Here is a 22,907-nt window from a genome sequence, read left to right as displayed (position 1 = left end):
AGCCCCTAGAAGTAGATCCACGCCATGCGTGGATGGGCTCTGCTACGCCTGCTGCGCGCGCTTGAGCAGCTTCGCTTCGCGCCTGCGCGCGCGACGGGTGCGCCAGCGCTCGGCCAGGCAGGAGAAGATCACGTACAGCGCCGGCGTACTGAGCAGGGTCAGGCTCTGCGAGAACAGCAGGCCGCCGATCATCGCGATGCCCAACGGGCGGCGCAGCTCGGACCCTTCACCCAGGCCGATCGCCAGCGGCACTGCGGCCAGGATCGCGACCATCGTGGTCATCATGATCGGGCGGAAGCGCACGATGCTGGCCTCGCGTGCAGCATCGCGCGGCGCCAGCCCATGCTCGCGCTGCGCCACCAGTGCGAAGTCGATCATCATGATCGCGTTCTTCTTGACGATGCCGATCAGCAGCACCAGCGCGATCATCGAGATCACCGACAGCTCGGTGTTGGTGCCGAACAGGGCCAGCAGCGCACCGACACCGGCCGCCGGCAGCGTGGACAGGATGGTGACCGGGTGGATCAGGCTCTCGTAGAGCATGCCCAGTACCAGGTACACGGTCAGGATTGCGGCGAACACCAGGATCAGCATGTCGCTGGGATCGGAGTTGAAGCCGAAGCCCGCATCGTCGGCCAGGCGGATGTCGCCGGGCATGCGCATGCCGGCCACGGTCGCGTCGATGATCGCCTTGGCCTCGCCCATGCTCACGTTGGGAGCCAGGTTGTAGCTGAGGTCCATCGTCGTGTACTGGTTCTCGTGGGTGATCTGCGATGGGGCCAGGCCAGGCATCTGTGTGGCCACCGCGGTGATCGGCACCATGTCGCCGTTGCGCGCACGCACGTACACCTCATCCAGCGCCGCCGGGGTGGCGGTCTGCGAGGGCAGGGCATTGACCACCACGCTGTACTGGTTGATGTCCGAATAGATGGTGGAGATCTGGCGCTGGCCGAACGCACCGTACAGCGCGCCGTCGATCGCGCCCACCGTGATGCCCAGGCGCGCGGCCTTTGCGCGGTCGATCTGGATGTTCTGGCGCAGGCCGGCATTGTCCACGTCGGTGCCGACGTCGCGCAGCTTCGGGTTCTTCTTCAGTTCCGCCTGCAGCTTGGGCAGCCATTCCTGCAGTGCGGCCAGGTCGTTGCCCTGCAGCGAAATGCGGTACTGCGCGCCCTGGCTGGAGCCGCCGCCATCGTTGCTGGGCAGGTCCTGGATCGCGCGCAGGCGCAGCTGCAGGTCGGGATAGCGATCGGCCTTTGCGCTGAGGCGCGCCAACGCATGCGCGGTGGTTTCGCGGCGGCCGTCGCTGCGTGATTTCAGCTCGATGTTGAACTGTGCACTGGAGCCCTGGCGGCCGCTGCCCAGGCGTACACCCACCGTCTTCACCGCCGGGTCGGCCATCAGCATGTCGGTGATGCGGCGCTGGCGCGCGACCATGTCCTCGAACGACACGGTGGCACTGGAGTTGGCGCGGCCCCAGATCAGGCCGGTGTCCTGCGGCGGGAACGCGCCCTTCTTCACCGCGCCGAACAGGAAGATGGTGACGCCGATCAGGATCAGCGGCGTCAGCGACAGCAGCAGCGCGTGGCGCAGCGAGAAGTCGAGGAACACGGTGTAGATGCGCAGCATGCGCTCGTGGCCGGCGTCCAGCCAGCGGCCAAAGCGCGACGGTGGCGCGCTGTGGTCGTGCGCATTGAGGAAGCGGCTGCACAATGCCGGGGTCAGCGTCAGCGAGACGATCATCGAGACCACGATGGCCGCCACCAGGGTGACGGTGAACTCGCGGAAGAACGCGCCCATCATGCCGCTGGCGAACAGCAGCGGGATGAACACCGCCACCAGCGAGGCGGTGATCGAGACGATGGTGAAGCCGATCTCGCGCGCACCGGCCAACGCCGCCTGCATGCGCGGCATGCCCTCGTCGAGGTGGCGCATGATGTTCTCGATCACCACGATCGCATCGTCGACCACGAAGCCGATCGCGATCACCAGCGCCAGCAGGCTCAGGTTGTTCAGGGTGAAGCCCATCACGTACATCACCAGCGCGGCGCCGGCCAGCGACAGCGGCACGGTCACCGCCGCGATCAGGGTGGGTGCCAGCCGGCGCAGGAACAGCGCCATGGTCAGCACCACCATCGCCAGGCTGATCAGCAGGGTGACCTGCACTTCATGCAGCGACGAACGGATGGTCGGCGTACGGTCGAAGTACGGCGTCATCGTGGTGCCCGGCTGCAGGTAGTCGCGCAGGGTCGGGATCTGCGCCTTGACCCGGTCCACGGTCTCCACGATGTTGGCGCCGGCGCGGGTGAACACGTACATCACCACCGCCGGCTTGTGGTCGAACCAGGCCGCCTGGTAGGCGTCCTGCTGGCCGTCGTAGACGTTGGCGATGTCCTTCAGGCGGATCACCCGGCCGTCGCCCTGGGTCTTGACCACCAGGTCGGCGAAGTCGGCGGCGCGTGCCACCGAGTCGTTGGCGATGATCGCCGTGGTGGTGTTGCCATCGCTGAGGAAGCCGGTGGGCGAGGTCACGTTGGCCGCGCGCACTGCGTTGCGCAGGTCATCGGCGGTCAGGCCCAACGCGTTCATCAGGCGCAGGTTGACGTCCACGCGTACCGCCGGCGTCGACGCGCCAGCGATGTCGACCGAGGCGACGCCGCTGATCTGGCGGATGCGCTGCGCCAGCAGCAAGTCGGCCACGTTGTAGAGCTCGTCGGCCGACTGCGTCTGCGAGGTCAGCGCGATGGCGATCACCGGGTCGTCGTTCGGATTCGCCTTCTGGTACATCGGCGAGCCCATGCCCGAGGGCAGGTCGGCCTGAGCCGAGTTGATCGCCGTTTGTACATCCAGTGCCGCCGAATCGATGTTGTGGCCGCTCTGGAAGATCATGAACACCAGCGAGCTGCCTTCCGAGCTCGACGATCGCATGCGATCGATGCCCGGCAGCTGGCCGAGATGGCGTTCCAGCGGCGCGGTGACCGTCGAGGCCATGGTCGCCGCGTCGGCACCGGACTGGCTGGCATGCACGAAGATTACCGGGATCTCGATGTTCGGCAGCGCCGATACGCCCAGGCGCAGGTAGCAGATCAGGCCGACCATGAACAGGCCGATGGCCAGCAGTGCGGTGCCGATCGGGCGGCGGATGAAGGGACCGGACAGGTTCATCGTGGGGCCGCCCACGGCAGCGGGGCGTGGATCATGCCTGCGGCTCCTGCAGCGAACCATCGCGCAGCGCACGCTGTTCGCGGCGGCGCGCCAGCCACTCGGAGAAGCGCTCCATGTACAGGTAGATCACCGGCGTGGTGTACAGGGTCACCAACTGCGACAGCAGCAGGCCGCCAACGATGGCGATACCCAGCGGGCGGCGCAGCTCCGAACCGATGCCGGTGCCCAGCGCCAGCGGCAGTGCGCCGAGCATGGCCGCGGCGGTGGTCATCATGATCGGGCGGAAGCGCAGCAGGCAGGCGCGGCGGATCGCTTCGTGCGCGTTGGCGCCGGCGCGGCGCGCCTCGATCGCGAAGTCGACCATCATGATGCCGTTCTTCTTGACGATGCCGATCAGCAGCACGATGCCGACGATGCCATCCACCGACAGGCTCAGCCCGCACAGCATCAGCGCCAGCAGCGCGCCGACACCGGCCGGCGGCAGCGTGGAGATGATCGTGATCGGGTGGATGTAGCTCTCGTAGAGCACGCCCAGCACGATGTAGATCACCACCAGCGAGGCCAGCAGCAGCCACACCACGTCGGTCTGGCTGCCGGTGAACTCGGCGGCCTTGCCGATGAACTCGGCATGCAGGTGGGTGGGCATGTCCAGGCTGTCCTTGGTCTCCTGGATCGCTCGCACCGCTTCGGACAACGAATAGCCCGGCGCCACGTTGAACGACACGGTCACCGCCGGCAGCTGCTGCTGGTGGCTGACCACCAGCGGGGCGCTGCTGACCGTGCCTTCGGCCAGCGCCGACAGCGGAATGATGTTGCCGGCGCCGACGGTGATGCCGGTGTTCTGCGCGCCGATGCCGGTGGCGGTGGACGAATTGGAGGAGGTGACCTGGCCGAAGCTCGTGGCATTGGTGCCGGTCAATGCGCCGGCGCCGTTGGAGGCGACCGCCAGCTGTTCCATCAGCGCGGTGCTGGTGCGGAATTCCGGTGCCACTTCCAGCACCACGCGATACTGGTTGAGCTCGGTGAAGATGGTCGAGATCTGGCGCTGGCCGAACGCATCGTAGAGCGTGTCGTCGATGGTCTGCATCGGCACGCCCAGCACGCTGGCCTTGTCGCGGTCGATGTTCAGCTCCAGGGCGCGGCCCTGGTTGGACAGGTTGTTGTCGACGTCGGCCAGTTCCGGGCGCTTGCGCAGCGCTTCGGTCAGGCGCGTGGCCTGGGTCGCCACCGTCGCCGAATCCACGTCCGACAGCGAGTACTGGTACTCGGTGGCGGCCACGCGGGTATCCAGGGTCACGTCCTGCACCGGCTTCAGGTACAGCGCCACGCCCGGAATGCCGGCCACCGCCTTCTGCAGGCGCGGCAGGATCTCATCCAGGCCATCGCGCTCGCCGCGTTCCTTCAGCACGATCGACAGCTGGCCCTGGTTGAGCGTGGGATTCATGCTGCCCGCGCCAATGAAGGCCGACACGCCGGTCACATCCGGGTCCTGGCGCAGCGCTTCGGCCACCTGCCTGGTGCGCTGCTCCATCTGCGGGAAGGCGATGTTCTGGTCGGCCTGCACCACGCCGGTGATCAGGCCGGTGTCCTGTTCGGGCAGCAGGCCCTTGGGGACCAGCACGTACAGCAGCACGGTCAGCACCAGCGCGCCACCGGCCACGGCCAGGGTCAGGCGCTGGTGGCCCAGCACCCAGTCCAGGCTGTGCTCGTAGAGGCCGACGGTGCGCGTCCACAGGTTCTGCTTGCCGGCCGCTGCCGCGCGCTCATGCGCGTCCTCGCCCTCGGGCAGGGCGTCGGGCTTGAGCAGGTAGGCGCACATCATCGGGGTCAGCGTCAGCGAGATCAGCATCGACAGCACCACGGCGATGCTCAGCACCCACGCGAACTCGTGGAACAGGCGGCCGGTGACGCCGGGCATCAGCAGCAGCGGCAGGAACACCGCCACCAGCGAGACCGTCAGCGACAGCACGGTGAAGCCGATCTGGCGTGCGCCGATCTCGGCCGCTTCCTTGCCGCTCTTGCCCTGCTCGATGTAGCGCACGATGTTCTCGATCATCACGATCGCATCGTCGACCACGAAGCCGGTGGCCACCACCAGCGCCATCAGCGAGAGGTTGTCCAGCGACATGCCGGCGAAGGCCATCACCGCGAAGGTACCGGCCAGCGAGAGCGGTACTGCCACCGACGGGATGATCGTGGCCCACAGGCGGCGCAGGAACACGAAGATCACCGCCACCACCAGGCCGATGGTGAGGATCAGGGTGAACTGCACCTCATGCACCGAGGCGCGGATGGTCTCGGTGCGATCGTTGAAGATTTCCAGGTGCACGTCGGCCGGCAGCACGCCCTGCAGCTGCGGCAGGATCGCGCGGATGCGCTCGACGGTCTGCACGATGTTGGCGCCCGGCTGGCGGCGCACTTCCAGCAGCACCGCCGGCTTGCCATCGGCCCAGGCGGCCAACTGGTCGTTCTCCACGCCATCGATCACCTCGGCCACGTCCGACAGCCGCACCGGGCGGCCGTTCTTGTAGCTGATGATGGTGTCGCGGTACTCGGCGGCGCTGGCCAGCTGGTCGTTGGTGCCGATGCTGTAGGACTGGGTCTTGCCGTTCAACGAACCCTTCGGCGCGTTGACGTTGGCCTGGGTCAGCGCGCTGCGCAGCTGTTCCAGGGTCAGCCCCATGTTCGACAGCTGCGCCGGATTGACCTGGATGCGCACGGCGGGCCGCACGTTGCCGGCAATCGAGACCAGGCCCACGCCCTGCACCTGCGACAGGCGCTGGGCCAGGATCGAGTCGGCGTAGTTGTTGACGTCGCGCAGCGGGCGCGTGTCAGAGGTCAGCTTCAGGGTGACGATGGCCGCGTCGGCCGGATTCACCCGGTTGTAGACCGGCTGGTAGGGCAGCGATGAGGGCAGGGTGGCCTGGCGGATCGCCGCCTGCACGTCCTGCGCGGCGATGTCGATGTCGCGGTCCATCGAGAACTGCAGGATGATCGTCGACAACCCGGCCGACGAGTCCGACGTCATCAGTTCCAGCCCGGAGATCTGCCCGAACTGGCGCTCCAGCGGGGTGGTGACCAGCGAGGCCATGGTGGTGGCATTGGCGCCGGGGTACTGGGTGGTGACCACCAGGCTGGGCGCATCGATTTCCGGCAGCGCCGACACCGGCAGCTTGCGGTAACCGAGGATGCCCAGCAGCAACAGGCCCGCCATCAACAGCGAGGTAGCGATCGGGCGGCGGATGAAGATCGTCGAAAAGCCCACGGACTGATCCTTGCTGGCACTTCAATGTCGGCGCCGGCAGGTCCGCCGGCGCGAGGGAGAACCGTGGCCTGCGCTCAGCGCGGGCCACCACCGCGACGGCCACCGCCGCCCGCGTTCTTCTGTTCGGCCGCCTTCAGTTCGGCCTCGGTCGGCGCGGCCGGGGTCTCGCCCGGCTTCAGCGCGGTGACCTTGCTGCCCGGCTTCAGGCGGAACTGGCCTTCGCTGACCACCCGCTCGCCACCCTTGAGGCCTTCGGCGATCTGCACCTGGCTGTCGCCCACTTCCACGCCGCTGCGCACGGTCTGCATCTTCACCGTGTTGTCGCCCTGCACGACATAGACGTACTCGCCGTCCGGGCCACGCAGCACCGCCTGGGTCGGAATGACCACGCCGCCGCCGATGGTGCGCAGCTGCATGCGCACGTTGACGAACTGGCCCGGCCACAGGCCGTTGTCGGTGTTGTCGAATACGGCGCGCGCCTTGAACGTGCCGCTGTCGGCACTGATCAGGTTGTCGACCACATCGAGCTTGCCGTCGCCGGACAGCACGTGCGAATCGGCGCGGTCCAGCGCCGCCACCGGCACCGTGCCGGCGGCCTGTGCCTGGCGCACATCGCCGAGCTGGCGCTCGGGCAGGTTGAACAGCACGTGGATCGGATGGATCTGGGTCAGCGTGACCAGCGCGGTACCGGCGCTGACCACGTTGCCGGCGTCGACCGCACGGATGCCGGCGATGCCTGAGATCGGCGCGGTGACCCGGGTGTACTGCAGCTGCACCTGCGCCGAGCGCATGCTGGCCTCGTTGGCGGCCACGGCGCTTTCGTACTGTGCCACTTGGTTTCGCTGTGTATCCAGATCGGTCTTGGCGACGTACTGACGATACTCCGGCGCGTTCGAGCGCTGGTAGTTGGAGCGCGCGGTGGCGAGCAGGGCCTCGTTCTGGCGCTTGGCTGCCGCGGCCTGGTCGTAGCTGGCCTGGGCGGTGCGCGGATCGATCACCGCCAGCACATCACCCTGCTTCACTTCCTGGCCTTCACGGAAATTCAGGCTCATCAGCTGGCCGCCGACCTGCGGGCTGACAGTGACGGTGTTCATCGCGGTCACCGTGCCCAGTGCGCTGGCATATACCGGTACGTCTTGGCGCGTGGCTTCGACCACGGTCACCGGCACCGGGCCGGCATCCGGGTCTTCGCCGCCCTGGCGCGCGCCCGCAGCGGGTTTTCCAGCCTTGTCCTTGCCGCCGCCCATGACGCGCAGGCCGACCACGGCCAGCACCAGCACCGCCACGACCAGCAGCACGATCTTCCAAACACGTGACATTACGAGGACTCCGAGAGGGCTGGACCGGACGGGACGCCGGGACAATGCGCAAAGCATACCTGTGCCACATCACGTTTCCTGCATGACGGATGGGACGGGCGCTAAGACCGGATGCGGCGCCGGAGGTTCCCGTGGCGCCGGTGTTGCCCTACATTCAGCTGGAACCCTCTTGCTGTGGAGATTGCGATGCGCCGTTCGCTGCTGCTGTCCGCCCTGCTGCTGGCCCTGCCGGCGCTTGCCCATGCCCAGGACGGGCAACGCCCGGAAGTGACCGCCGCCGCGCAGCGGCTGCAGGCCCGGGTGGTCGAATGGCGCCGTGATTTCCACCAGCACCCGGAGCTGTCCAACCGCGAGGCGCGCACCTCGGCCGAGGTCGCCAAGCGCCTGCGTGCGATGGGCCTGAAGCCGAAGACCGGCATCGCCCACCACGGCGTGGTGGCGATCATCGAAGGCGGCAAGCCGGGTCCGAAGATCGCGTTGCGTGCAGACATGGACGCGTTGCCGGTGACTGAGCAGACCGGCCTGCCGTTCGCCTCCAAGGCCACCGACCAGTACCGCGGGCAGACCGTGGGCGTGATGCATGCCTGTGGCCACGACGCGCATACCGCCACCCTGCTCGGCGTGGCCGAAGCGCTGGTATCAATGAAGAAGGACCTGCCGGGCCAGGTGATGCTGATCTTCCAGCCGGCCGAGGAAGGCGCGCCGCCGCCGGAAGAGGGCGGTGCCGCATTGATGCTCAAGGAAGGGCTGTTTGCCGACTTCAAGCCGGAGGCAGTGTTCGGCCTGCATGTGTTCTCCAGCGTGCAGGCCGGACAGATCGCGGTGCGCGGCGGCCCATTGATGGCTGCCTCTGATCGCTTCGGGATCAAGGTGATCGGTCGCCAGACGCATGGCTCGGCACCGTGGAACGGTGTTGACCCGATCGTCGCCACCGCCGATCTGGTCGGCACCGCGCAGACCATCGTCAGCCGCCGCGCCAACCTGTCCAAGCAACCGGCGGTGCTGACCTTCGGCGCGATCAACGGCGGCATTCGCTACAACATCATTCCCGATGAAGTGGAGATGGTCGGCACCATCCGCACCTTCGACGAAGGCATGCGCCAGCAGATCTTCGCCGACCTGCGCAACGTGGCCGAACACACGGCGGCCGCGCATGGTGCGAAGGCGGTGACCGATATCTACGAATCGGAAGGCAACCCGGCCACGGTGAACGATCCGGCGCTGACCGCGAAGATGCTGCCGAGCCTGCAGGCGGTGGTGGGCAAGGACAACGTGTACGAGCCGCCGCTGCAGATGGGCGCGGAGGATTTCTCGCTGTACGCGAAGGAAGTGCCGGGCATGTTCTTCTTCGTCGGGTCCACCAGCGTGGGCATCGACCCGGCGACGGCGCCGGCCAACCATTCGCCGAAGTTCCTGCTGGATGAGAAGGCGCTGGATGTGGGATTGCGGGCGTTGCTGCAGGTGAGCCTGGATTACCTGCACGGTGCCGGCACTCCTGCGGGGTAAGGGTTACCGGCAGGGCTTGCAGCCCTGCACCCGCCGAGGCAACGGCAACAGCCGAAGCAACGGCAAAAGCTGGCTATCCGTGGGATGGCGGGGTGGGTCCGGTGGCAGGGGACGGCGCAAGTACGTCCCTGTAGCCTCGGTCGCGCCATCCATGGCGCTCACGCCCCTCCCACCGGACCCACCCCGCCTTCGACAGTTTCCTGCTGCTGTCAGAACGACATCCTGCTTTGGTAGGTGTCGACCGTGGTCGACACGGCGGACGTCATGAACGTCTGAAGGATCGGCTTTTGATCTTGATTTTCTGATCTTTCCCGTGGTGGTAGCCGCGTGCAGGGAACTGTCAGGGGCCGGGTGGGTAGGCGGGGCGGGGGTCACTTCAGGGACGGGTTTACGGCGTCCCCCGACCCGACTGCCCTCCCGGCCAAGCCGATAGACCGCCTTCCGCGACCAGCCAACACAACCACCACGGAGGGGCTCCGCCGTTGGCCGGCCCGGCCGAAGGCCCGCCCTCCGCGCGATACAATGCCCACCATGAACACCCCACAGGATTCCAGCCTCGGTCGCGAGGTCAGTTACCCGTCGCAGTACGACCCCGGCCTGCTGTTTCCCATCCCGCGCAGCGGCGCCCGCGCCGAGATCGGCCTCGATGACGCAGCGCTGCCGTTCGTCGGCCACGACCGCTGGCACGCCTTCGAGCTGAGCTGGCTCGATCCGCGCGGCAAGCCGCAGGTGGCCGTCGCCACCGTGCTGGTGCCGTGCACCTCGCCGCAGTTGATCGAATCGAAGTCGTTCAAGCTGTACCTCAACTCCCTCAACAGCACCCGCGTCGACAGCGCCGAGGCGCTGCGCGAGCGCCTGGTGACGGATCTGTCGGCCTGCGCTGGTGCGCCGGTCCAGGTCGAGTTCGGCCTGCCGGTGCTGCGAGAGACGCCGCTCGGCGAATCCATCGACGGGCTGGACGTGGAGATCGACTGCTACGGCCCGCCGCAGGCGGACTTCCTCGCCGCCGATGCGGGCGAGGTGGTGGAGGAGACCCTGGTCTCGGCGCTGCTGAAGTCCAACTGCCCGGTCACCGGCCAGCCGGACTGGGCCACGGTCAGCCTGCGTTACCGCGGGCCGAAGATCGATCGCGCGGGCCTGCTGCGCTATCTGGTCAGCTACCGCGAGCATGCGGAGTTCCACGAGCAGTGCGTTGAGCGGATCTTCAGCGAGGTGTCCGCGCGCTGCCAGCCGCACTGGCTCGAGGTTGAGGCCCGCTACACCCGCCGTGGTGGCCTGGACATCAACCCCTGGCGTGCCAGCCCCGGCATCGCCGTCCCGGCTGCGACCTACCGCGAGCTGCGGCAGTAACCGCCGCAGTCGGATACCCGTTGTGCCGGCCGCTGGCCGGCAATCGGCCAAGGCCGGATCCCGTGGCACAGCCGGCCAGCGGCCGGCACTACCGGGCGTCCATTCCCCCGATTGTTCAGCCGCCCCGGGGGCGGCTTCACATCTGCACCATCCCCATTTAACAACCGCCATGGCACCGTGCCAATCACGTAGTCATGCAGACGGGAGTTGTGGATGAGTACCGAGAAGAAAGCCGATTTCTCCGGCGTCAGTGGCAGTGTCGACAGTACCGCCGAGCAGGTGCCGAAGGCGGACTTCTCCGGCGTCAGCGCTTCGGTGGACAGCACCGCAGATGTTGTCAGCGGCGGCACCTATACCGTGCAGAAGGGTGACTCGCTGTCGAAGATCGCCAAGCAGCATCTGGGCGACGCCAATGCCTGGAAGAAGATCTTCGAAGCCAACCGCGATGTGCTTGATGACCCGGACAAGATCTTCCCGGGCCAGACCCTGAAACTGCCGCCGAAGTAAGCCGGCCAGAGTGCCGTCCAACAATCCCTGGGAGGAACCCCGAATGATCAAGACCACCCCGCTCCAGACCGCCCTGATCGCCGCCCTGCTGGGCAGCGTCGCCCTGGTCGGTTGCAAGAAGAAAGAAGAGTCGACCGACAACAATGCCGCTCCGGCAGCGACTGCTCCGGCCGAACCGGCAGCACCGGCCCCGATGACCGGCGCGCCGCCGCCGATGGCCGAAGCCGCTGCTGTCAGCGTCTCGTCGGTCACGGTCGGCAAGACCGCAGCCGCCGACAAGTCGGTTGCGACGACGGCTTTGTTCGCGCCGAAGGACGACATCATCGTCTCGGTCAAGACCGACGGTGCTGCCAACAACGTCGCCGTTGGCGCGAAGCTGACCTACCAGGACGGCCAGGTGGCCGGCGAACAGAATGCCACGCTGAACACCAGCGGTGCGGAAACCACCAACGTCACCTTCAAGAATGCAAAGGGCTGGCCGGCCGGCAAGTACCGCGCCGAAGTCACCGTCGATGGCAAGGCGGCCGGAACGCCGCAGGAGTTCGAGGTCAAGTAAGTCCAGCCGACTCTCTCCCGGCAGGGCTCACGATGGACGCAGCCGCGAGGCTGCGTCCTTTTTTGTTGGGCGATGCCCGCTTGGGGAGGGGGCTGCCGGTATACGCTGAACGGAACACGGCCAGATAGGGGATAGGATGCTCAGCTGGATTGCGCTCACGCTCGCAATGGGACCCGCGAATCTCTGGAGCTACAGTTGCGACCACTTCCTCTACGGCGCCTGTGTGCGGGTGCCGACAGACATGTCCGTGACCTACGAGGCACCTGTTGACTTTGGTCTGCACCGCATCAGGCGTGATGGTAGGGAAGTCGCCTTGATCTACGAGGGCGATGCCCCCGAAAAGCCTGTGCCAGGAAGCACGCCGGATCTGCGCTTCACGGATGGCGGATATGTCGTGTCGGGGTATGCAAGGGCGGAAGGACCTTCCACCCGGTACGACGTCTACGTTCGACCCGGATCATCTGGCGCCGGCTCGCTGCACATCCGAGGCTCTGCAGCGACAGCAGATGAACTCGCCAGCCTGGCCGCCGTCGTTGGGGGATTCCGAATCTGCAACTTCCAGCAAAGCAAGCGCTCGCAGACATTGATCTGCCCAAGGCGTGCCGAGTGGGGGCAGCGATTGTCGGAGTGGGTCATGCGTGCCTCAACGAGCGGGAAGTCGAATTAGCCATCAAGCCTCAGCTTCCAGACCGGAAGCGAGCCAACGACGAAACACAGCGGTCCAGTACCGCCGCGTATGGCGTGGCTTTGCCCCGCGCGACTGAAAACGCGACAATGCAGGGGTTTCCCCGCCGCGCGCCCACCCTGACGGCGACGGGGGAAAGCGTGGGGCTCCGCCTCGCGCGCGACACGGTTGCACGTGGCCCGGCGCTGGCGCCGGCCTTCCCCTGAGCATTGCTACAGAGTCCAAGTCCCCCATGTCCAAGATCCTCTACACGCTGACCGACGAAGCACCGTTCCTGGCCACCCAGTCGCTGCTGCCGATCGTTGACGCCTACACCGCCACGGCCGGCATCGTGGTGGAAACCCGTGACATCTCGCTGTCCGGCCGCATCCTGTCGCAGTTCCCGGAACTGCTGTCCGACGCGCAGAAGGTCAGCGACGACCTGGCCGAGCTGGGCCAGCTGGCGACCACCCCGGACGCCAACATCATCAAGCTGCCGAACATTTCCGCCTCGGTGCCGCAGCTGAAGGCGGCCATCAAGGAACTGCAGGACCAGGGCTACCCGCTGCCGGATTACCCGGAAACCCCGGCCGACGACCAGCAGCGCGACTACAAGGCGCGCTACGACAAGGTCAAGGGCAGCGCGGTGAACCCGGTGCTGCGCGAAGGCAACTCCGACCGCCGTGCACCGCTGTCGGTGAAGAACTACGCGCGCAAGCACCCGCACCGCATGGGCGCTTGGGCGCCGGATTCGAAGTCGCACGTCGCGCACATGGCCGCCGGCGATTTCTACGGCAGCGAAAAGTCGGCCACCCTGGCCAACGCCGGTTCGCTGAAGATCACCTTCCACGGCAAGGACGGCAGCGCCGTCGTGCTGAAGGAAAAGACCGCGGTCAAGGCCGGCGAGATCGTCGACGCCGCCGTGATGAGCCGCAAGGCACTGGCCGCGTTCATCGGCGAGCAGATTGCCGATGCCAAGGCTCAGGGCGTGCTGTTCTCGCTGCACCTGAAGGCGACCATGATGAAGGTCTCCGACCCGATCATGTTCGGCGTGGCGGTCAATGAGTTCTACAAGGACGTGCTGGCCAAGCACGCCGACGTGCTCAAGCAGGCCGGTTTCGACGCCAACAACGGCATCGGTGACCTGGCTGCGCGCCTGCCGTCGCTGCCGGAAGCCACCCGTGCTGCGATCGAAGCCGACCTGGCTGCCGAGTACGCACAGCGCCCGGGCGTGGCCATGGTCAACTCGGACAAGGGCATCACCAACCTGCACGTGCCGAGCGACGTCATCGTCGACGCCTCGATGCCGGCGATGATCCGCGACTCCGGCAAGATGTGGAACGCCGAAGGCAAGCTGCAGGACACCAAGGCCGTCATTCCGGACCGCTGCTATGCCGGCGTGTACCAGGCCGTCATCGACGACTGCAAGGCGCACGGCGCCTTCGACCCGGCCACCATGGGTTCGGTGCCCAACGTCGGCCTGATGGCACAGAAGGCCGAGGAGTACGGCTCGCACGACAAGACCTTCCAGATCGCTGCCGATGGCGTGGTCAAGGTCACCGACGATGCCGGCACCGTGGTGTTCGAGCACGCCGTGGAAGCCGGTGACATCTGGCGCATGTGCCAGACCAAGGACGCGCCGATCCAGGACTGGGTCAAGCTGGCCGTCGAGCGTGCCCGCCTGAGCAGCACCCCGGCCGTGTTCTGGCTGGATGCCGCCCGCGCCCACGACGCGCAGGTCATCGCCAAGGTCGAGCAGTATCTGAAGGACCACGACACCAACGGCCTGGACATCCGCATCCTGCCGCCGGTGGAAGCGACCGCGTTCTCGCTGGACCGCATCCGCAAGGGCGAGGACACCATCTCGGTGACCGGCAACGTGCTGCGCGACTACCTGACCGACCTGTTCCCGATCATGGAGCTGGGCACCAGCGCCAAGATGCTGTCGATCGTGCCGCTGATGGCCGGTGGTGGCCTGTTCGAGACCGGCGCCGGTGGTTCGGCCCCGAAGCACGTGCAGCAGTTCGTCGAAGAGGACTACCTGCGCTGGGATTCGCTGGGTGAGTTCCTGGCCCTGGCCGCGTCGCTGGAACACCTGGGCAACCGCTATGACAACGCCGCCGCCCGCGTGCTGGCCAAGGCGCTGGACGAAGCCAACGGCCAGTTCCTGGACAACGACAAGTCGCCGTCGCGCAAGCTGGGTGGCATCGACAACCGTGGCAGCCACTTCTACATCGCCCTGTACTGGGCGCAGGCGCTGGCCGCGCAGGACGAGGATGCCGCGCTGAAGGCGCGCTTCGCTCCGCTGGCCAAGGCACTGACCGACAACGAGCAGAAGATCGTCGACGAGCTGATCGCGGTGCAGGGCAAGGCCGTGGACATCGGTGGCTACTACCGCCCGGACCTGGCCAAGGCCAGCAAGGCGATGCGCCCGAGCGCGACCTTCAACGCCGCGCTGGAGCAGCTGCGCGGCTGATCCTGCGCCGTTCGGTGGTGACACTGGAACCCGCGCTTCGGCGCGGGTTTCTTTTTTGGCTCCGGGGTCAGATCCCTTTTGCATGGCAAAAGGGATCCGACCCCTGGCGATGAAAACCGTGACATCCGTCAGCTGTCGGACTGCCGTCAACGGGGCATGAAACTTGCCCGCGATGGCTGTCGCAGAACCGGCAGAAGGGGGTGTGCAAGCGCCTTCAATCTGAGCAGTCGATCACGACGGTCTTCGTCGGCAATATCCTAGCCTTGGCGACGCGAGACCACCGGGGAGGTGGTCGCCCGGGGAACACGGATGGCACGCGTGCTGGTGGTGGGAACCGATATCCAGGGCGAGCAGGCCCTGCTGCAACGGCTGCGCCTGGCGTCGGCACTGCCGGACGGCCACGTCCGGCGCAGCCAGGACCTGGACGACTGCGACCTGCTGGTCATCCGCGATACCCCGGCACTGCGCAACGCGGCCCAGCGCATGCGCCAGCAGCGACCGCGCCTGCAATGCTGGATCGAGGACAACGGCGGCCAACTGCGCGACGGCGACGGACACCAGGATGTGCTCGACGACGGTGCCATCGGCCGCGCGCTGCGTCGCATGCAGTTGGCACCGGAGCCCCTGGCCATGCCCGCACCCGCGCTGATACGTCTGGCCGATGGCGCACACGCCATTACCCGCCTGCTGCGCGAGCGGTTGCCGCTGCGCCATGGCCAGGCACTGTTGAGTGATGCGGGCGAGCCTTTGCTGCTGATGGATCTGGAGCACGACCAGGCCGTGCTGTTGCAGGAACCTGCGAGCGCAGTGGTGGAGCGCCTGGCCGATGCTTTCGAACGCCTGCAGCTGGATGCACTGACGCCAATGCGCCTGCAGGCGCTGGCTGGTGAGCGACCACGCCAGCCGCTGCGGCCGCTGTTGTGGCAATGGGCGCAACGCAGCCGCCACTGGCAAGCACTGGACGAACGCCTGCGCGGCGCTTCGGTGAAGCTGCTGCGCTGGCCGGATTTCCGCGTACTGGGACACGACCACGATGGATTCCGCCTGTGCTCGTTGCTGCTCAAGCGCGCGTGCACGGTTGAAGAATGCGCGCTGCTGCTTGAGCTGCCGGCGGCGGCCGTTCGCGATTTCATCCACGCGGCCTACCTGTGTGGCTACGCGCAGCTGCAGGCCGCCCCGGCGGCGCCGATGATGGCGACCGGTGGCACCCGCACCGACAACGGACTGCTTGCCCGCCTGTGGCGGCACCTGCGCGGGAGTGAGCGCAATGCGTGAGCACAAGGTGGTGGTGCTGGGCGGCATGGGCAGCGGCAAGTCGACGCTGGTGCGCAGCATCGCGGCCGGCGCGGTAGTCGACACCGATGTGGCCAACAGTGATCGCCTCGGTGCCGACAAGGCCTCCACCACCGTCGCGCTGGACTACGCAGACATCGAACTGCCCAACGGCGAACGCCTGCGTCTGTACGGAACGCCCGGCCAGCAGCGTTTCGATTTCCTGTGGCCGATCCTGCTGCAGGGTGCACGGGGCGCGGTGCTGCTGCTGGACGCACGTCGCGCCGGCATTGCCAGCGAGCTACAGGACTACCTGCAGGTGCTGCAGCCGTTCGCATCATCCCTGGCACTGGTCGTGGCCGTCACCCACCTGGACCAGGCACCACAGGCGGCCCTGGATGACTGGACCACGCACGCCTGCCTCGACGACCAGCCGCTGCCGTTGCTGGCCGTCGATGCCCGTGACCGCGAACAGGGACTGCTGCTGATGGATGTACTGATGAGCGAAATGGAAGCGCACGCACTGGTGGCCGCGTATGGGTGACGGGCAGATGGCGGTACTGCCCGATGCGGGCCAGCGTGAGCGCCTGCAGCCGCTGCTGCAGGACCTGCAGCAGCGGGTGGAAGGCGTGCGCACGGTGGTGCTGGCCAGCGTCGATGGCTTTGCCCTGGTCAGCGCCGGTGCCGAAGGGCGTGGCGAACGGCTGGCGGCGATGACCAGCGCGATGCTGGCGTTGGCCGCAGCGGTGGGGCGCGAACTGGTGCTGGGCGATCTGCAGACGCTGATGCTGGAAGCGATGGGCGGGAAGGTGCTGATGCTGGCAATCCAGGCCGAAGGGCGTGCGCCGCTGCTGCTGATGGCGGCCTGCGACCAGCGCAGCGTGATCGGCCAGGTGCTGTGGCAGAGCAGGGAATGTGGCCAGGCGATCCTGGCCGAACTCGGCGGATCGTGAGCCCGGCCGCAGGGGAACGAGGGGCTCGAACCAACATCGACAAGGGGTGCGACGTGGCTGGATTGAATGAATCGTTGAACGCACTGATGGGCATCGACGGCGCGCAGGCAGTGGCGCTGGTCGACTACGAAAGCGGCATGCTGCTGGGCGAGGCCGGTGCCGGCATGGACATGGAAGTGGCCGCCGCCGGCAACACCGAAGTGATCCGGGCCAAGATGAAGACCGCTGCCTCGTTGAACCTCAATGACAGCATCGAGGATATCCTGATCTCGCTGGGCAAGGCGTACCACATCATGCGACCGGTCGCGAAGAAGAAGGGACTGTTCTTCTACATCGTGCTGGACCGGACCAAGTCCAACCTTGCACTGGCCCGACGCAAGGTGCAGGACGTGGAGGCCGAACTGGCGATCTGAGCCATCTGCTCCTGTAGAGCCGGGCCATGCTCGGCTGCTTTCAGCCGAAGCAGCCGAGCGCGTTCGGCGCTGCTTTCACTGCGGTGGAAGCAGCAGCGTGGTCACGAACGAAAGCGCTTCGCTGTCGCGCTTGGCGAAGTACGTGTGCGCCTTCTGGGGCAGCCACACTTCGTTGAAATGGCGGCGGAAATCCTCGTAGAACTCGTTGGGATACAGCTTGGCCTGCACCGTCCGGCCGTCCGGGTAGGCGTGGTCATACGTGGGCAGTGCGTCGGTGTTGACGCCGCGATGATCCCTCAGCCATTTGCAGAACAGGCGGCCTTCGGAGATGTCCGGCACCAGCGCCTGCGGGAGCGTATAGCCTGCCTGCTCCAGCGGTGCGATCAGGTTCAATGTCAGCTCGTTGAGCATCGAAAAATGGGTATACGGCACCTTCGTACGGTTCTGCATGTAGCGATCGATGTGTACGGGGAGCAACGCATTGGCGCGACCCTGCTGCCATTCCACCACCCACTGCGAGACCTTCACTGCGAACTTGCGCGACAGCCACTGGCCGAGGTTGATGGCCAGATAGGGATGGATCCAGGTGCCCTGCATGGTCGGATTCCCGCCGGAGACCACGTGGATCAGTTCATGCTCGGCCAAACCGGTCTGGACGGTAAGCTCCTGCAGGAACTCCTCCGTCGATTTCAGCGCCCGGTAATCGGACCAGCGCTTGTTGACGGACTGGCAGAGGGCGGTTGCGCTGATGTAGCCATCGCGGGCACGCTGCGGGATCACGTTGCCTTCCTCCACGCGTGGGATAAAGGTCATTTGCTGCATGCGTCACCTCGTGCCGTGGTTGGGCCTGAAAGGGTAGGCAGCAGAGGGGCACCGGGTCTGTAGGAATCGTTGCGTTTGTTGCGGCGCGTAGCGACGCTGTTCCTGTAGAGCCAAGCCGACGCTTGGCTGTTCTTCGGGCAGATTGCGGTGAACCAAGCCGAGCATGGGCTCGGCCCTACACAAGCCACCCCACGCCAGCGTATGGTGAAGCCGGTCCTCCCGGCTGAGTCCTGCATGTCCGAGCCTGATATCGATGCCGAGCTGGCGTCGCGCATCGCTGGTGCCATCCACGCTGGCTTCGAGCAGTACCACGCCCGCTTTGCGGCGATCACCGCCCGCGCGCGGCAGCGTTTCGAGCAGCGCGACTGGGCGGGCGCGCGCCGGGATGCAGTCGAGCGCATCGCGTTGTACGACCTGTGCATTGCCGAACAGATGGATGCACTGCGGCGCCTTGCCGGCGAAGCGGTCGGGGAGCGCGCACTGTGGCTGCAGGTGCATGCACGCTACAGCGCATTGCTGCGGGGGCTGATCGACGCCGAACTGTACAAGACGTTCTACAACACCCTGTCGCGGCGCTTGTTCTCCACCCGTGGCGTGGACCCGGCGCTGGAGTTCATCGCCTTTGACGTCGAGCCGTCCGATGCGATCACCCATCCGGTCGCGCGGCATACCTACGCGGTTTCACCGACGCGGCCGGTGGAGGCCCTGCAGCGCGTGTTGGCCGATTACCGCTTCGACATTCCGTATGCGCACCAGTTGCGCTGCGCGGCGGCCATCGCCGTGCGCCTGCAGGATGATCTGGCCCACTGGGGCGATACGCCGGTGCGCAGCATCGAGCTGCTGGACACCGTGTTCTATCGCGAGCGCCGTGCCTACCTGGTGGGCCGCGTGTTCGGCGAGCACCGCTTCTCACCCTGCGTGATCGCGCTGGTCAACGATGAGCGTGGACTGCGTGCCGACGCGGTGCTCACCCGGCGCCGCGACGTCGCCCACCTGTTCGGCGTGTCGCGCAGTTATTTCCAGGCCGACCTGGCCACGGTGGGCGATGCGGTGGTGTTCCTGCGCAGCCTGCTGCCAGGCAAGCCCATCGATGAGATCTACACCGTTCTGGGCCGTGCCAAGCAAGGCAAGACCGAGCGCTACCGGACCTTCTTCCGCCACTTCAACGAACATCCGCAGGAGCGGCTGGTGCCCGCCGAAGGAACACCTGGCATGGTCATGGCGGTGTTCACCCTGCCCAGCTATCCGCTGGTGTTCAAGCTGATCCGCGACCGCTTCGCCTGGCCCAAGGCGATGTCGCGGCAGCAGGTGGAAGAGAAGTACGCGCTGGTGTTCAACCTCGACCGCGTCGGCCGCCTGCTCGATGCGCAGCCGTATCGCCACCTGCGCTTCCCGCGCGACCGCTTCGCACCGGCCTTGCTGGAGGAGTTGCTGCAGCAATGCGCGCAGACCGTGCGGGTCGATGGCGACCATGTGGAAGTCGCACTGTGCTACGTACAGCGTCGTTTCCGTCCATTGAACCTGTACCTGCGCGAGCAGGGGGGCGAGGCGGTGCGCGCAGCGGTACTCGACTACGCGCAGGCGATCACCGACATGGCGCGCAACAACATCTTCCCCGGCGACATGCTGCCGAAGAACTTCGGCGTATCGCGGCATGGCCGGGCAGTCTTCTACGACTACGACGAGCTGTGCCTGGTCAGCGACTGCGTGTTCCGCGCCTGGCCGCAGCCGCGTACGCCGGAGGAAGCCATGGCCGATGAACCCTGGTTCCATGTCGGTCCACGCGACGTGTTTCCCGAGCGCTTCGGCCCGTTCATGGGCCTGCCCGCCAGCGAACTGGCGGCAGTGCGGGAACACTACCGGCACCTGTTCGATCCTGCGTGGTGGCAGGGCCTGCAGGTGCGCTTCGCCGCAGGTGATTATCCGGATACGCCACCCTACGCGGCGGCCCATCGCCTGGCCTGAACGGCGTGGCGTGAAGCGCGTGCCGGTCCGGTCTGGACTGCGGTACGCTCGGTGCTCACTTCATCACCACGGATCCGGCAATGATGCGTTCCCCCCTGTTCCTTGCCCTGGCCCTGGCGTTCTCCGCCGGTGCCCCCCTGCTGCCAGCCGATGCCGTCGCCCAGAACGCGCGCGCCGTGCGTGCCACCGCCGAGATGAGCATGGCGCTGTCGGGCAGTATCGACGTGGCGGCCGATGGTTCGGTCAGCGCGCTGGTCCTGGACCAGCAGGCGATGCTCGCACCGGGTATCGCCTCATTCGTGGAGGGCACTATCCGTGGCTGGCAGTTCGAGCCGACGCTGCGCGATGGCAAGCCGGTGGCGGTCCACGCACCACTGCGGGTGCGCCTGCGTGGCAAGCAGCAGGAGGACGGCAGCTACCAGGTCAGCATGACCAGTGTCGACTTCAGTGAGTATGACCCGAAGGCTACCGATTCGGTGACCCGGAAGAGCATGCCGCCACCGCGCTACCCCGAGGATGTCTTCCGCAGTGGTGGGCAGGGTGATGTGCTGTTGCTGGTCAAGGTAGCCCGCGATGGGACCGTGGCCGACGTCATTGCCGAACAGGTGAACATGACCGTGGTCGCGCCGGAGCGGACCCTGGCCAAGATGCGCGACCTGCTCGCCAAGGCCAGCATCAGCGGCGCGCGCAAGTGGACCTTCGTCCCGCCGACCACCGGCGAGAACAGCACGCGCGACTTCTGGACCGTGCGCGTGTTGGTGAACTTCGCCCTGAACAGCGACACCGGCAGCAACGGCAATGCCCAACCTGAGCACTATGGCCGCTGGCGTGCCTACATCCCCGGCCCGCGCCAGGCCGCACCGTGGCGCAAGCCGGATGCCGTCGAACAGGCGGGCAGTGATCTGCTGCCGGCCGGGGGCGTGTACATGGCCGATGGCACCCAGCGCGGCCTGCGCCTGCTGACACCGTTGGCGCAGCGCTGAGCCCGGCGCGGTGAAGCGGTCGGCCAGGCCGGCCGCTTTTCAGTCCGCGTACGGGTAGACCACCACCCGGTTGCGGCCCTGTTCCTTGGCCATGTACAGGGCCTTGTCGGCCAGCCGCAGCGCCTGCTCGGCATCGACATGGAAGCTGGGGAAGTGGGCCACGCCCAGTGACACGGTGATGGTGCCGACCGGCTCGAACGGATGATCGGCGATGTGCTGGCGCAGGCGCTCGCCGGCCTGGCGCGCAGAGTCGGTGCTGATGCCCGGCAACAGCAGCAGGAATTCCTCGCCACCGGCACGGCAGAGGATGTCGCTGTCGCGCGAGTAGCGGCGCATCTGGTCGGCGATATGGACGATGGCGGCGTCGCCGACGTCATGGCCGTGGCTGTCGTTGATCGATTTGAAGCGATCGATGTCCAGCGCCAGGATCGCGAACGGAATGCCCTGCACCTGCAATGCATCCAGCGCCTGCTGCAGGCCGCGGCGATTGAGCAGGCCGGTCAGCGGATCGGTACGGTTGGCGCGGCTGAGCGTGCCGATGCGGTCCTGCAGCGCGTTGAAGCTGTGCAGCACCGCCTGCTTGAGCTGGGCCACCTCGAAGTACCACGCGCGGATGCCGCTGACGTGGCTGATCGCGTTGCCGGTGTCCTCGCCACCCTGCACGTTCCGCGCCAGCTGCCACAGCGGCATCGAGATGCGACGGGCGAACCACCAGGTGACCAGCAGTGACAGCAGGCCGAGCGGGATCGCATTCCAGATCACCGCGGTCATCAACCGCGACAATGGCTGCAGCGTGGCCTCGGTCGGCCGCTGGGCGATGATGCCCCAGCCGGTGGCCGGTACCGGCGCATAGCCGGCCAGCATCGACACGCCCAGGTTGTTGCGGACCTGCTGCGCACCGCGTTCACCGCGCACGACTGCCTTCACCGCCGGGTTGCCGACCACGTAGTCGCCGACCCGCTTGCCATCGGCGTGGTACAGCAGGCGGCCATTGCGGTCCACCACGTACAGGTACGAGCCGTCGCGGTAGTAGTGCTTGCCCAGCAGCGTGTGCAGCGCACTGCGCTGGCGCAGGTACAGGGTGCCGCTGACGTAGCCGCGATAGCGGCCCTGGCGATCGAAGATCGGGTGCGACAGCGAGACCAGCAGCTTGCCGGTGGTCGACTGGTAGGGATCGCTGATCATCGGCTGGCGCGCGGCCAGTGCGGCGTTGTTGCCGGCGCTGTGCAGGATCTCGCCCTGCAGCTGCAGGGTCTGCGGCGAGGTGGCGATCACCAGGCCGTCGGCGTCGACCACCAGCGAGGAGTTGAAGCTGTTGGTCTGCAGCTGCAGCCGGCTGGCTTCATCCTGGGCCTGTGCCGGATCGAGATCATTCTGGCCGAGCCGGGTGGCGGCGTAGGCCAGCTCCTGCTGCGCGGCCAGCAGGAAATTCTGGGTGGTCTCGGCCAGCTTGGTGGCATAGACGCGGTTGGCCTCCAGCGTGTTGCCGACCAGCTGGTCGCGCTGCACGCGGTAACTGGCCAGCAGGGTATTGGCCAGGGCGATGATGGCGCTGAGCAGGGCCAGGGCGAGGATCAGCTTGCCCAGGTTGAGGCGGGGGGACAGCGTTCGCATGCGTCGACGGATCCGGCAGGAGGCTGGACCCGACCGGTTCTCCGGAAGGGGCGACAGCGGGAATCGGTGGCCACGCC

General features: G+C 66.9%; 16 protein-coding genes. 11 read left to right on the top strand and 5 right to left on the bottom strand.

Annotated elements, in window-relative coordinates; translation table 11 throughout:
- Window positions 1–42: 42 nt before the first annotated feature.
- The 3 genes from ACZ75I_RS17830 to ACZ75I_RS17820 form a co-directional block, all read right to left on the bottom strand.
- The gene (locus ACZ75I_RS17830) at window positions 43–3,165 is read right to left on the bottom strand and encodes an efflux RND transporter permease subunit (RefSeq protein ID WP_346476374.1); all 3,123 of its coding nucleotides are present in this window, start codon (window positions 3,163–3,165) and stop codon (window positions 43–45) included.
- Window positions 3,166–3,196: 31 nt separating this feature from the next.
- Window positions 3,197–6,430, bottom strand: coding sequence for an efflux RND transporter permease subunit (locus ACZ75I_RS17825; protein ID WP_472958436.1), 3,234 nt, complete (start codon window positions 6,428–6,430; stop codon window positions 3,197–3,199).
- Between the two features lie 74 nt (window positions 6,431–6,504).
- Window positions 6,505–7,749 (bottom strand): efflux RND transporter periplasmic adaptor subunit, encoded by a 1,245-nt coding sequence (locus ACZ75I_RS17820; protein ID WP_346476372.1) that lies wholly within the window; start codon window positions 7,747–7,749, stop codon window positions 6,505–6,507.
- A gap of 186 nt (window positions 7,750–7,935) precedes the next feature.
- On the opposite strand from ACZ75I_RS17820, the gene ACZ75I_RS17815 reads away from it, so the two are divergent.
- The 9 genes from ACZ75I_RS17815 (at window position 7,936) to ACZ75I_RS17775 (ending at window position 17,446) form a co-directional block, all read left to right on the top strand.
- Window positions 7,936–9,255, top strand: a complete 1,320-nt coding sequence (locus ACZ75I_RS17815; RefSeq protein ID WP_006473586.1) for a M20 family metallopeptidase — start codon at window positions 7,936–7,938, stop codon at window positions 9,253–9,255.
- Between the two features lie 531 nt (window positions 9,256–9,786).
- On the top strand, window positions 9,787–10,605 hold the full coding sequence (gene queF, locus ACZ75I_RS17810; RefSeq protein WP_346476370.1) for an NADPH-dependent 7-cyano-7-deazaguanine reductase QueF: 819 nt from the start codon (window positions 9,787–9,789) through the stop codon (window positions 10,603–10,605).
- A gap of 213 nt (window positions 10,606–10,818) precedes the next feature.
- Window positions 10,819–11,112, top strand: a complete 294-nt coding sequence (locus tag ACZ75I_RS17805) for a LysM peptidoglycan-binding domain-containing protein (RefSeq protein WP_005419771.1) — start codon at window positions 10,819–10,821, stop codon at window positions 11,110–11,112.
- A gap of 43 nt (window positions 11,113–11,155) precedes the next feature.
- On the top strand, window positions 11,156–11,668 hold the full coding sequence (locus tag ACZ75I_RS17800) for a hypothetical protein (protein ID WP_072169182.1): 513 nt from the start codon (window positions 11,156–11,158) through the stop codon (window positions 11,666–11,668).
- 917 nt (window positions 11,669–12,585) lie between these two features.
- Window positions 12,586–14,808 (top strand): NADP-dependent isocitrate dehydrogenase, encoded by a 2,223-nt coding sequence (locus ACZ75I_RS17795; RefSeq protein WP_346476369.1) that lies wholly within the window; start codon window positions 12,586–12,588, stop codon window positions 14,806–14,808.
- Window positions 14,809–15,117: 309 nt separating this feature from the next.
- Window positions 15,118–16,083: a hypothetical protein gene (locus ACZ75I_RS17790; RefSeq protein WP_180868788.1), complete on the top strand. Its 966-nt coding sequence runs from the start codon at window positions 15,118–15,120 to the stop codon at window positions 16,081–16,083.
- Complete coding sequence (locus tag ACZ75I_RS17785) at window positions 16,076–16,624, top strand: GTP-binding protein (protein ID WP_472958434.1); 549 nt, start codon at window positions 16,076–16,078, stop codon at window positions 16,622–16,624. Before ACZ75I_RS17790 ends, ACZ75I_RS17785 begins: the two co-directional genes overlap by 8 nt.
- Window positions 16,617–17,033, top strand: coding sequence for a roadblock/LC7 domain-containing protein (locus ACZ75I_RS17780; protein WP_005419762.1), 417 nt, complete (start codon window positions 16,617–16,619; stop codon window positions 17,031–17,033). Before ACZ75I_RS17785 ends, ACZ75I_RS17780 begins: the two co-directional genes overlap by 8 nt.
- Window positions 17,034–17,086: 53 nt before the next feature.
- On the top strand, window positions 17,087–17,446 hold the full coding sequence (locus ACZ75I_RS17775; protein WP_005419760.1) for a hypothetical protein: 360 nt from the start codon (window positions 17,087–17,089) through the stop codon (window positions 17,444–17,446).
- A gap of 75 nt (window positions 17,447–17,521) precedes the next feature.
- On the opposite strand, the gene ACZ75I_RS17770 is transcribed toward ACZ75I_RS17775, so the two are convergent.
- Window positions 17,522–18,259 (bottom strand): KilA-N domain-containing protein, encoded by a 738-nt coding sequence (locus ACZ75I_RS17770; RefSeq protein ID WP_258009515.1) that lies wholly within the window; start codon window positions 18,257–18,259, stop codon window positions 17,522–17,524.
- A gap of 243 nt (window positions 18,260–18,502) precedes the next feature.
- Here ACZ75I_RS17770 and aceK point away from each other — a divergent pair, with 243 nt between their 5' ends.
- On the top strand, window positions 18,503–20,233 hold the full coding sequence (aceK, locus tag ACZ75I_RS17765; protein ID WP_180868794.1) for a bifunctional isocitrate dehydrogenase kinase/phosphatase: 1,731 nt from the start codon (window positions 18,503–18,505) through the stop codon (window positions 20,231–20,233).
- 80 nt (window positions 20,234–20,313) lie between these two features.
- Window positions 20,314–21,216 carry an energy transducer TonB gene (locus ACZ75I_RS17760; RefSeq protein WP_472958432.1) on the top strand — a complete coding sequence of 301 codons (903 nt, stop codon included), beginning with the start codon at window positions 20,314–20,316 and terminating at the stop codon, window positions 21,214–21,216.
- Between the two features lie 39 nt (window positions 21,217–21,255).
- Here the strand turns inward: ACZ75I_RS17760 and ACZ75I_RS17755 are convergent, their stop codons facing one another.
- Complete coding sequence (locus tag ACZ75I_RS17755; protein WP_005419756.1) at window positions 21,256–22,830, bottom strand: sensor domain-containing diguanylate cyclase; 1,575 nt, start codon at window positions 22,828–22,830, stop codon at window positions 21,256–21,258.
- Window positions 22,831–22,907 lie beyond the last annotated feature (77 nt).

Source organism: Stenotrophomonas sp. X, from assembly GCF_055721025.1.
The sequence above is the reverse complement of the archived record's forward strand: the minus strand, read 5'-3'. Positions and strand labels throughout refer to the sequence as shown.

Coding starts and splice junctions, on each gene's coding strand:
- ACZ75I_RS17830 (WP_346476374.1), bottom strand. CDS start 3,165: ATGAACCTGTCCGGTCCCTTCATCCGCCGCCCGATCGGCACCGCACTG.
- ACZ75I_RS17820 (WP_346476372.1), bottom strand. CDS start 7,749: ATGTCACGTGTTTGGAAGATCGTGCTGCTGGTCGTGGCGGTGCTGGTG.
- ACZ75I_RS17815 (WP_006473586.1), top strand. CDS start 7,936: ATGCGCCGTTCGCTGCTGCTGTCCGCCCTGCTGCTGGCCCTGCCGGCG.
- queF (WP_346476370.1), top strand. CDS start 9,787: ATGAACACCCCACAGGATTCCAGCCTCGGTCGCGAGGTCAGTTACCCG.
- ACZ75I_RS17805 (WP_005419771.1), top strand. CDS start 10,819: ATGAGTACCGAGAAGAAAGCCGATTTCTCCGGCGTCAGTGGCAGTGTC.
- ACZ75I_RS17800 (WP_072169182.1), top strand. CDS start 11,156: ATGATCAAGACCACCCCGCTCCAGACCGCCCTGATCGCCGCCCTGCTG.
- ACZ75I_RS17795 (WP_346476369.1), top strand. CDS start 12,586: ATGTCCAAGATCCTCTACACGCTGACCGACGAAGCACCGTTCCTGGCC.
- ACZ75I_RS17790 (WP_180868788.1), top strand. CDS start 15,118: ATGGCACGCGTGCTGGTGGTGGGAACCGATATCCAGGGCGAGCAGGCC.
- ACZ75I_RS17785 (WP_472958434.1), top strand. CDS start 16,076: ATGCGTGAGCACAAGGTGGTGGTGCTGGGCGGCATGGGCAGCGGCAAG.
- ACZ75I_RS17780 (WP_005419762.1), top strand. CDS start 16,617: ATGGGTGACGGGCAGATGGCGGTACTGCCCGATGCGGGCCAGCGTGAG.
- ACZ75I_RS17770 (WP_258009515.1), bottom strand. CDS start 18,259: ATGACCTTTATCCCACGCGTGGAGGAAGGCAACGTGATCCCGCAGCGT.
- aceK (WP_180868794.1), top strand. CDS start 18,503: ATGTCCGAGCCTGATATCGATGCCGAGCTGGCGTCGCGCATCGCTGGT.
- ACZ75I_RS17760 (WP_472958432.1), top strand. CDS start 20,314: ATGATGCGTTCCCCCCTGTTCCTTGCCCTGGCCCTGGCGTTCTCCGCC.
- ACZ75I_RS17755 (WP_005419756.1), bottom strand. CDS start 22,830: ATGCGAACGCTGTCCCCCCGCCTCAACCTGGGCAAGCTGATCCTCGCC.